Source organism: Streptomyces sp. NPDC006265 (genome assembly GCF_040613555.1).
In the GTDB taxonomy this organism is placed as follows: domain Bacteria; phylum Actinomycetota; class Actinomycetes; order Streptomycetales; family Streptomycetaceae; genus Streptomyces.
This window is the reverse complement of the sequence record NZ_JBEXSH010000358.1, coordinates 1-8,494: the sequence shown is the minus strand read 5'-3', so window position 1 is coordinate 8,494 and position 8,494 is coordinate 1. Positions and strand designations below refer to the sequence as shown.

Genomic DNA, 8,494 nt, shown 5'->3' with positions numbered 1-8,494 from the left:
GACAGCGCACCGGCCGGGGGCAACGGCAGGGGTACGGCGTCGAGTTCGGCGGCGAGCCGCAGCGGGTCCGCGTAGACCTCCGTGTCGGGGTGGGTGCGGCGGGCCGCTGCGACGACGGCGGGGCCGGCGGTGCGGGTGTCGTACGCGCACAGGGCGGTCGTGGCCATGGGCGCGAAGAGGAGGTTGGCGAGGGCCTCGTAGCGGATCCACTCGGTGGTCTCGCGGGCCGAGCGGCCGGCGCGCCCGCTCCACACGGGCTCCATGACGAGGTGGAGCCGGCCGCCGGGGCCGGCGTGCGCGGTGAGGTAGGCGGCGGCCTGGGCGATGGCGTTGGCGGCGGAGCCGGTGTACCAGTCGGTGTGCGGGATGCAGGTGACGTCCTTCGCGCCGGAGCCGAGGGCGCGACGCAGGAGGTCCAGGTTGCGCGGGGCGGCGATGGCCACCGGTGGCGGCTCGCCGGAGGCGCCGAGGGCTTCGCCGAGGAAGGGCAGGGCGGCGGTCACGAAGCCGTCGTCGGAGTCGAAGACGGCCATGCGGTGGTCGAACGGGCTGGGTTCTCCGGTGGTCACGTGATCCCCTCGGGTGGGTGGGGGCGGGAGTGCGGGCGGGTCAGCGCTGTGCGGTCATCCAGGCCGCGATCTGGCTGCGGTTGCTGAAGCCGAGCTTGCTGAGGATGCGTTCCACATGGCCTTCGGCGGTGCGGCGGGCGATCACCAGGCGGTCCGCGATCTGCTGGCTGGCGAGCCCTTCGGCGACGAGCCGGGCGACCTCTGTCTCGCGCCGGGTCAGACGGACCGTGGTGTCGTCGTACGGGGGCGGAGCGGCGGTTCACCCTCTCCCGTTGCGTACATATACGCACGCCAGGGCCACGTACTCCGACACGACGACCGGGATGACCGCGGACGACAACGCGGCGTTCAAGGCGGTCGGGCGGAAGATGGCCGCGAGCAACGGGTACACGGCGGAGCAGTCCAGCGACCTGTACATCACCGACGGGTCGATCGACGACTACCCCTGGGGCACCCACAAGATCTTCGCGTACACCTTCGAGATGTATCCGCGCTCCGGGGGCGGGGGGTTCTACCCGCCCGACGAGGTGATCGGGCGGGAGACCTCCCGCAACCGCGATGCGGTGCTGCAACTGCTGGAGAACGCAGACTGTATGTACCGGTCGATCGGCAAGGAGAGCCAGTACTGCGGTTAGTCCGCGTCCGCCTCTACCTCGGCCTGGGTCTCTGTCTCCGTCTCGAAGTAGGCGTCCAGGACCGCGTCCAGCTGCTCGTCCCACTCCTTGAAGTGGCTCCTGGCCGGCGCCTCGATCTCGATCGGGTACCAGCGCCGGTCGGGGGTGTGGACGGTGACGGTGTACCGCTTGCCGAAGCGGGCCGTCTCCGTCTCCACCGCGCCGATCTCGTCCCAGCGGAACTCGCAGTCCTGGTCGTCCAAGGACAGCCGTACGCCTCTGTGGTCGGCGACCATTCTGGCGCGGCGGTCGGACGCCTCGAAGACGGGGCCGTCGGTCTCGGTGTCCTCCTCCTGCTCGGAGGGGGGCACCTTCGCCGCTTCCGCCGCCTCTCCCGCCTCGGCGGCGGCCGCGTCGGCCTCCTCGGCGTCCGCGACCTCAGGCTCCTTCTCCGGCCCGTCCTCCTCCGTCCGTTCGGACGCGGATGACGTGAGCCCGGGGATGAAGGCCGGGTCGAACCCGGCGCCTTCCAGGGGCTGGCTGCTCGAACCTATGCGCTGCTCCACAGGGGAGGAGTATGGTCGAGAAACCTGTGCGGCACACAGTCGACCCCGACTTCGTTATCAGACGCCTACACGAACAGGCTCAATACCGCCGCCACCGCGAACCCCGCCACGGACAGCACACTCTCCAGCACCGTCCAGGTCTTGAGGGTGTCCCGCTCGCTGATGCCGAAGTACTTGGCGACCATCCAGAAGCCCCCGTCGTTGACGTGCGAGGCGAAGATGGAACCGGCCGAGATGGCCATGATGACCAGGGCGACGAAGGCCTGGGAGTGGCCGCCCTCGGAGAGCAGCGGGGCGACGATGCCGGCCGTCGTGACGATGGCGACCGTCGCCGAGCCCTGGGCGACGCGCAGGACCACGGAGATCAGGTAGGAGAGGACGAGCACCGGCAGGCCCACGTCGTTGAACGTGTCCGAGAGGGCCTGGGCCACGCCGCTGGCCTTGAGGACGGCGCCGAAGACGCCGCCCGCGCCGACCACCAGCAGGATGTTGCCGACCGGCTTGAGGGACGCGGTGGACACCGTCTCCAGGGACTTGCGGGACCAGCCGCGGCGGATGCCGAGCAGGTAGTACGCGAGGAACAGGGCGATCGTCAGCGCCACGAACGGGCTGCCGAAGAACTCGATCACCGAGCGGAGGGTGGAGGCGTCCAGGGCGATCGAGGAGAAGGTCGCCGCGAGGATGAGGACCAGGGGGGGTGCCGATGATGCCGAGGACCGTGCCGAGGGAGACCGGCTGCTCGCTGGGCGCGACCCCGGCGGCCCGCTGCTCGTCGACGACGGCCTGCTTCGCTTCCTCCGCAGCCTCGACCATGTCCTGCGGCACGGGGACGAAGATGCGGCGGCCGACCCACGCCGCGTAGCCCCAGGCGGCCACCACGGCGGGCAGACCGCAGACGATGCCCATGAGGATGACCCAGCCGAGGTCGACGTGGAGGAGACCGGCCGCGGCGACCGGGCCCGGGTGCGGCGGCAGGAACGCGTGCGTCACGGACAGGCCCGCGAGCAGCGGCAGGCAGTAGAGCAGGATCGACTTGCCCGAGCGCTTGGCGGCGGCGTAGACGATCGGGGCCAGGACGAAGATGCCGACGTCGAAGAAGACCGGGATACCGAAGATCAGGCCGGTCAGGCCCATGGCGAGCGGGGCGCGCTTCTCTCCGAACAGGCCGAGCAGGCGACGGGCCAGTACCTCGGCGCCGCCGCTGACTTCGAGGATCGCGCCGAGCATGGTGCCCAGGCCGATGATGATCGCGACATGGCCGAGGATGCCGCCCATGCCGGATTCGATGGTGGAGACGGCGTCCGACTTCTGGACCGTGCCGAAGAGTTCGGTGACCGACAGGCCGGCGGCGAGGCCGACGGCTATGGAGACCGCGAGCAGGGCGACGAACGGCTGGAGTCTCATCCTGATGATGAGGAACAGCAGCAGGACGATGCCGAGCGCGGCGGTGAGCAGGAGTCCGGCCGTGTCGTCGACGAGGAGGAGCAGTCCTCCCGTGTGGGGTGGGGTCTCGGCAGGGGCGGACGCGGCCAGCGGAAGGGACATTCGGGGGTCCTCTACGTAAAGGCATGCAGTTTCGGGGTAGGGGGGAGCGCGACGCGGCGCATCGGTGGCGCCGCGCCTCGGTGAGGCGAGGTGGGGGTGGGGTCAGCCGAGGACGGCCAGGGCGTCGATCTCGATGAGGAGACCCGCGGGCAGTCCGACGTAGACGGTCGTGCGCGCGGCGGGCGGCTGGGTCAGGCCCTGCTCCTCGAAGTACGCGTCGTAGAGCGCGTTGAACTCGGGGAAATGGGCGACGTCCGTCAGGTAGACGCGGATCATCATCACGTCGTCCCAGGAGGCGCCGCCCTCCTCCAGGATGGCCTTGACGTTGGCCAGGGTCTGGAGGGTCTGCTCGCGCAGCGTCGGCCCGGCGGGCGTGGGTGCCTTGCCCTCCTCGGCGGGCAGGAAGCCGACCTGGCCGGCGACCTGGAGGATGTTGCCCTTCTTCACACCGTGCGAGAACTTCGCCGGCGGGGTGGTGTGGGTCTTCGGGGTGAGTGCGATCTTGTCCGTCATACGGTGCCCTTCACTGGTGTTCTGCCGGAGTACTCCCCGCTGATGGCGTCCGCCGTACGGCGCACCAACGGCAGGAGGGTGAGGAGTTCGTCGGCGGTGACGACGACGTTCGGCGCGGAGACCGACATCGCGGCGACGACCCGGCCGTCGGCGCCGCGGATGGGCGCCGCGACGCAGTTGATGGACTCCTCGTGGCCGCCGAGGTCGGTGGCCCAGCCCTGTTCGCGCACCTTCTCCAGCTCGCGCAGGAAGGCGCCGGCGTTGGGTGTCGAACGGGACGTGTACATGGGGTAGTCGAGCTTTTCCGCGACCGCCCGCCGCTCGTGCTCGGGCAGGTCGGCGAGCAGCAGCTTCGCGACCGCGGCGACGGTGATGGCGACGGGCTTGCCGATGCGGGAGTACATCCGCACCGGGTAGCGGCTCTCGACCTTGTCGATGTAGAGGACCTCGTTCTCCTCGTACACGGCGAGGTGCACGGTGTGTCCGCAGCTCTCGTTGAGGCGGACCAGATGGGGATGGGCGATCTCGCGGACGTCGAGGTTCTCCATCGCCTCCTGGGCGAGGGCGAAGAGCCGGGCGCCCAGGCGGTAGCGCTGGTCGGACTGGCGGTAGACCAGTCCGTGCTCGTGGAGGGTGCGCAGCAGCCGCAGGGCCGTGGACTTGTGCACATCGAGGCGGTCGGCGACCTGCCCCAGGTCGGCGGGGCCCTCGGCGAGCAGCGGCAGGATGCTGAGCGCGCGGTCGACGGTCTGGCTCATGACGTTCATACCTCCTCGTCGGCCCGCTGTGTCTCATCGGTCCAGCCCGGGCCGAGTCGCAGTCTCCCCCATGCCGCGTCGCCCAGGGCGACGAGCCGGTCGGCGTGCTCCCGCGCGGGCGGTGTGGCGAGGTCACCGGGCACGGTGAGCGCTGCGGCGGCCGTCAGGTGCCCGTGCCGCAGGCGGTCCCGCACGGGCAGTCCGCGCAGGGTGGCGGAGAGGAACCCGGCGGCGAAGGCGTCTCCGGCACCAACCTCGGCGACGACGTCGACCCGGGGTGCGGGGACGAAGGTGACGTCCCGCTGCTCGAAGACGGTGGCTCCGGCGGCGCCCTGCTTGACGACCAGCACCTCGGGTTCGGGGAGCGCGGCGCGGACGGCTTCGGCGCTGTGCAGCCCCCACGCCTCGTCCTGCCCGACGAAGACGAGGTCCGCACCCCGGGCGAGGTCGCGCAGCACCGTCGGGGCGCCCGTGCCGCCCCACAGGCCGGGCCGGTGGTTGACGTCGAAGGAGACCAGGGGGCGGCCGGGGCGGCGGGCGGTCAGGTCGCGCATCAGGTCGAGGCAGGTCCCGGACAGCGCCGCGGTGATCCCGGAGAGGTGCAGCATCCGCCCGGCGCGCACCGCCGCGGGGTCGGGGTCCGTCACGCTCATCGCGGACGCCGCGGAACCGGACCGGTAGTAGGCCACCTCGTGGGCGTCGCCGTCCCGGTCCCCGGCGGTGCGGAAGTAGATGCCGGTGGGGCGGCCGGGGTCGCGCCGGACGTGGGTCACGTCGACTCCGTACCCGCCGATCGCCTCCACCAGGTGATCGCCGAACGCGTCGTCCCCCACCCTGCTGACCCACCGCACGGAGTGCCCGGCCTCGGCCAGTACGCACGCCACGTTCGACTCGGCTCCGCCGATGCCCCGCTCGAAGGACGGCACGTCGGCGAGGCGTCCCGGCCGGGTCGGCAGGAACGTGACCATGGACTCGCCGAGCGCGACGACGTCCACGACGTCGGGGGCGTTGCCGGGTCCGGTGGGGGTCACGATGGTCGTAGCTCCTCGTCGAGGCGTCGGGCGGCGGGGTGTCGGGGTATCGGTGCGGCCGGTGGCGGCTTCATTGACCGGGGGTGGCCGAGATGTTAGACAGCGTTCAGCGACATGCGCAATGAAGGTTGCAGAGATTGCAACACCGCAGATCAGGAGGCTCCATGACAGCCGACACCGCCCAGTCCCTCGCCCGGCTCGCCGCCGAGCGCGTCGATCACCGCTTCAAGGGCCTCCCGCCGGACGCCGACGGGCTGACCGTCGCCGAACTGGCCGGCCAGCGCCGCAACCTCTTCACCGGCGGCTTCGCCACACCCGTGCTCGCACTGTCCGCCGAGCGCCTGGAGCACAACCTCGAGCTCATGGAGACGTACGCGGCCCGGCACGGCCTGGCCTTCGCGCCGCACGGCAAGACCTCCATGGCGCCGCAGCTGTTCCAGCGGCAGATCGAGCACGGGGCGTGGGGCATCACGCTGGCCGTGCCGCACCAGGTACGGGTGGCGCGGGCCTTCGGGACCCGACGCGTGTTCCTGGCGAACGAGCTGGTCGACACGGCCGCCCTGCGCTGGATCGCGGCCGAACTGGATGCCGACCCGGACTTCGAACTGATCTGTTACGTCGACTCCGTGCGCGGCGTCGAGCTGATGGACGCCGCGCTGCGGGACGCCGGCGCCACCCGCCCGGTTGACGTCGTCGTCGAGCTCGCCGCCGGTGAGGGCGCCCGCACCGGCGTCCGCACGGAGACCGAGTGCGCGGCGGTCGCCGACGCGGTGGCGGGCACGCGGACACTGCGGCTGGTCGGCGTCGCGGGCTACGAGGGCGAGGTGCCGAAGGCCGACACCGAGCGGGTGACGGCATGGCTGCGGCGGCTGGTCGCGCTCGCCGCCGACTTCGACAAGGCCGGGCGGTTCACCGGGCTGGACGAGATCGTGGTCAGCGCGGGCGGCAGCGCCTGGTTCGACGCGGTCGCCGCGGTGTTCGCGGAGATCCCCGAACTGTCCCTTCCCGTGCTGAAGTTGCTGCGCTCGGGCGCGTACGTCTCGCATGACGACGGCCACTACCGCAAGCTGACCCCGTTCAACCGGGTCCCCGAGGAGGGCGCCCTGGAGCCGGCCTTCCGCCTGTGGACCCAGGTGGTCTCACGCCCCTCCGCCGAGCAGGCCTTCGTCAACGCGGGCAAGCGGGACGCCGCCTACGACCTCGACCTGCCCTTCGCCCAGGTGATCCGCCGGGACGGCGCCGAGCGCCCGGCCACCGGCGTCTCGGTGACGGGCCTGTCCGACCAGCACGCCTGGCTCGCCACCACGCCGGAGGCGGACCTGGAGGTCGGCGACTGGGTCGGGCTCGGGCTGTCCCACCCGTGCACGTCGTTCGACAAGTGGCAGCTGATCCCCGTCGCGGAGGCGGACGGCACGGTCGTCGACTACGTCCGCACGTTCTTCTAGGAGGCCGGGCGCGATGGAAGAGCTCGTCATCCGGGACGCCGACGTCGTCGACGGCTCCGGCGCGGACGCGTACCGGGCCGATGTAGTGGTCGACGACGGCCGGATCGTATCGATCGTCAAGGAGGCGGCGGCGGCCGGCTGCCAGCGGCCGAAGGCGCGCCGGGAGCTGGACGCGGAGGGGCTCGTCCTCTCCCCCGGCTTCGTCGACATGCACGCGCACAGCGACCTGGCGCTGGTGCGCGACCCCGACCACAGCGCCAAGGCCGCGCAGGGCATCACCCTGGAGGTGATCGGCCAGGACGGGCTGTCGTACGCGCCGGTCGACGACCGCACGCTGGGCGAGGTGCGGCGGACGATCGCCGGGTGGAACGGCCCGGGTGACGACATCGACTTCGACTGGCGCACGGTCGGCGAGTACCTGGACCGGCTGGACCGCGGGATCGCCGTGAACGCGGCCTACCTCATCCCGCAGGGCACGGTCCGGGCGCTCGCCGTCGGCTGGGAGGACCGCGCGGCGACCCCGGACGAACTGGACCGGATGCGCCGGCTGGTGGCCGAGGGCCTGGAGCAGGGCGCCGTCGGCATGTCCTCGGGCCTGACGTACACGCCGGGCATGTACGCGCAGGACGCCGAACTGACCGAGCTGTGCCGGGTGGTGGCGTCGTACGGCGGCTACTACTGCCCGCACCACCGCTCCTACGGCGCCGGGGCCCTCCAGGCGTACGAGGAGATGGTCGCGCTGACCCGGGAGGCGGGCTGCTCCCTCCATCTGGCCCACGCCACCATGAACTTCGGCGTGAACAAGGGCCGGGCCCCGGAGCTGCTGGCCCTGCTGGACGAGGCGCTGGCGGCCGGGTCCGACATCAGCCTCGACACCTACCCGTACACCCCGGGCTGTACGACGCTGGCCGCCGTGCTGCCGAGCTGGGCGGGCGAGGGTGGCCCGGAGGAGACCCTCAGGCGGCTGGCGGACGAGGAGACGGCGGAACGCGTCCGTCACCATCTGGAGGTCACCGGCTCGGACGGCTGCCACGGGGTGCCCGTGGAGTGGGACACCATCGAGATCTCGGGCGTGGGCGATCCGGCCCTGGCCGATTTCGTCGGCCGGACGATCCAGGAGTCGGCGGACCGGCGGCGCGAGGCGCCCTGGGTGACCGCACGCGGACTGCTGCTGGCCGACCGACTGGCCCCGACGATCCTCCAGCACGTGGGCCACGAGGAGAACGTCCGGGAGATCATGCGCCACCGGGTGCACACCGGCGGCTCGGACGGCATCCTCCAGGGCGCGAAGCCCCACCCGCGCGCCTACGGCACCTTCCCGCACTACCTCGGTCACTACGTCAGGGAGTTGGAGGTGCTGTCGCTGGAGGAGTGCGTCGCGCACCTCACCTCGCGCCCGGCCGCGCGGCTCCGGCTGCCCGACCGGGGTCTGGTCCGCGAGGGCTACCGGGCC

Annotated in this window: 8 protein-coding genes and 2 pseudogenes; 3 read left to right on the top strand and 7 right to left on the bottom strand. The window is 71.8% G+C overall.

The window, feature by feature from the left end; genetic code table 11:
• The coding region (locus ABZ281_RS26225) for an MEDS domain-containing protein (RefSeq protein ID WP_356659254.1) at positions 1-569 on the bottom strand (569 nt) is incomplete at its 3' end.
• Between the two features lie 40 nt (positions 570-609).
• Positions 610-789 (bottom strand): annotated as a pseudogene (locus tag ABZ281_RS26220) (helix-turn-helix transcriptional regulator); the annotation flags it as partial.
• Between the two features lie 7 nt (positions 790-796).
• On the opposite strand from ABZ281_RS26220, the gene ABZ281_RS26215 reads away from it, so the two are divergent.
• The gene (locus ABZ281_RS26215) at positions 797-1,204 is read left to right on the top strand and encodes a M14 family zinc carboxypeptidase (RefSeq protein WP_356659252.1); all 408 of its coding nucleotides are present in this window, start codon (positions 797-799) and stop codon (positions 1,202-1,204) included.
• Here the strand turns inward: ABZ281_RS26215 and ABZ281_RS26210 are convergent.
• From ABZ281_RS26210 to ABZ281_RS26190, 5 genes and pseudogenes are all read right to left on the bottom strand, one after another.
• Positions 1,201-1,749 carry a hypothetical protein gene (locus tag ABZ281_RS26210; protein ID WP_356659250.1) on the bottom strand — a complete coding sequence of 183 codons (549 nt, stop codon included), beginning with the start codon at positions 1,747-1,749 and terminating at the stop codon, positions 1,201-1,203. The genes ABZ281_RS26215 and ABZ281_RS26210 overlap by 4 nt on opposite strands.
• A 65-nt stretch (positions 1,750-1,814) precedes the next feature.
• A pseudogene (locus ABZ281_RS26205) lies at positions 1,815-3,294 on the bottom strand (gluconate:H+ symporter).
• A gap of 102 nt (positions 3,295-3,396) precedes the next feature.
• Positions 3,397-3,807 carry a RidA family protein gene (locus ABZ281_RS26200; protein WP_356659248.1) on the bottom strand — a complete coding sequence of 137 codons (411 nt, stop codon included), beginning with the start codon at positions 3,805-3,807 and terminating at the stop codon, positions 3,397-3,399.
• Positions 3,804-4,565 (bottom strand): IclR family transcriptional regulator, encoded by a 762-nt coding sequence (locus ABZ281_RS26195; RefSeq protein ID WP_184908927.1) that lies wholly within the window; start codon positions 4,563-4,565, stop codon positions 3,804-3,806. The genes ABZ281_RS26200 and ABZ281_RS26195 overlap by 4 nt, the downstream gene beginning before the upstream one ends.
• Before the next feature lie 5 nt (positions 4,566-4,570).
• Positions 4,571-5,596, bottom strand: a complete 1,026-nt coding sequence (locus tag ABZ281_RS26190; protein WP_356659245.1) for a sugar kinase — start codon at positions 5,594-5,596, stop codon at positions 4,571-4,573.
• Between the two features lie 164 nt (positions 5,597-5,760).
• Between ABZ281_RS26190 and ABZ281_RS26185 the strand changes: the two genes are divergently transcribed.
• Both ABZ281_RS26185 and ABZ281_RS26180 read left to right on the top strand, forming a co-directional pair.
• Positions 5,761-7,041, top strand: coding sequence for an amino acid deaminase (locus ABZ281_RS26185; protein WP_356659243.1), 1,281 nt, complete (start codon positions 5,761-5,763; stop codon positions 7,039-7,041).
• A gap of 13 nt (positions 7,042-7,054) precedes the next feature.
• On the top strand, positions 7,055-8,494 hold a 1,440-nt coding region (locus ABZ281_RS26180), incomplete at its 3' end, for a D-aminoacylase (protein ID WP_356659241.1).

What these genes read in the sequence shown, in the direction of transcription:
- ABZ281_RS26200 (WP_356659248.1), bottom strand. Translation starts at nt 3,807, where the DNA reads ATGACGGACAAGATCGCACTCACCCCGAAGACCCACACCACCCCGCCG.
- ABZ281_RS26195 (WP_184908927.1), bottom strand. Translation starts at nt 4,565, where the DNA reads ATGAGCCAGACCGTCGACCGCGCGCTCAGCATCCTGCCGCTGCTCGCC.
- ABZ281_RS26185 (WP_356659243.1), top strand. Translation starts at nt 5,761, where the DNA reads ATGACAGCCGACACCGCCCAGTCCCTCGCCCGGCTCGCCGCCGAGCGC.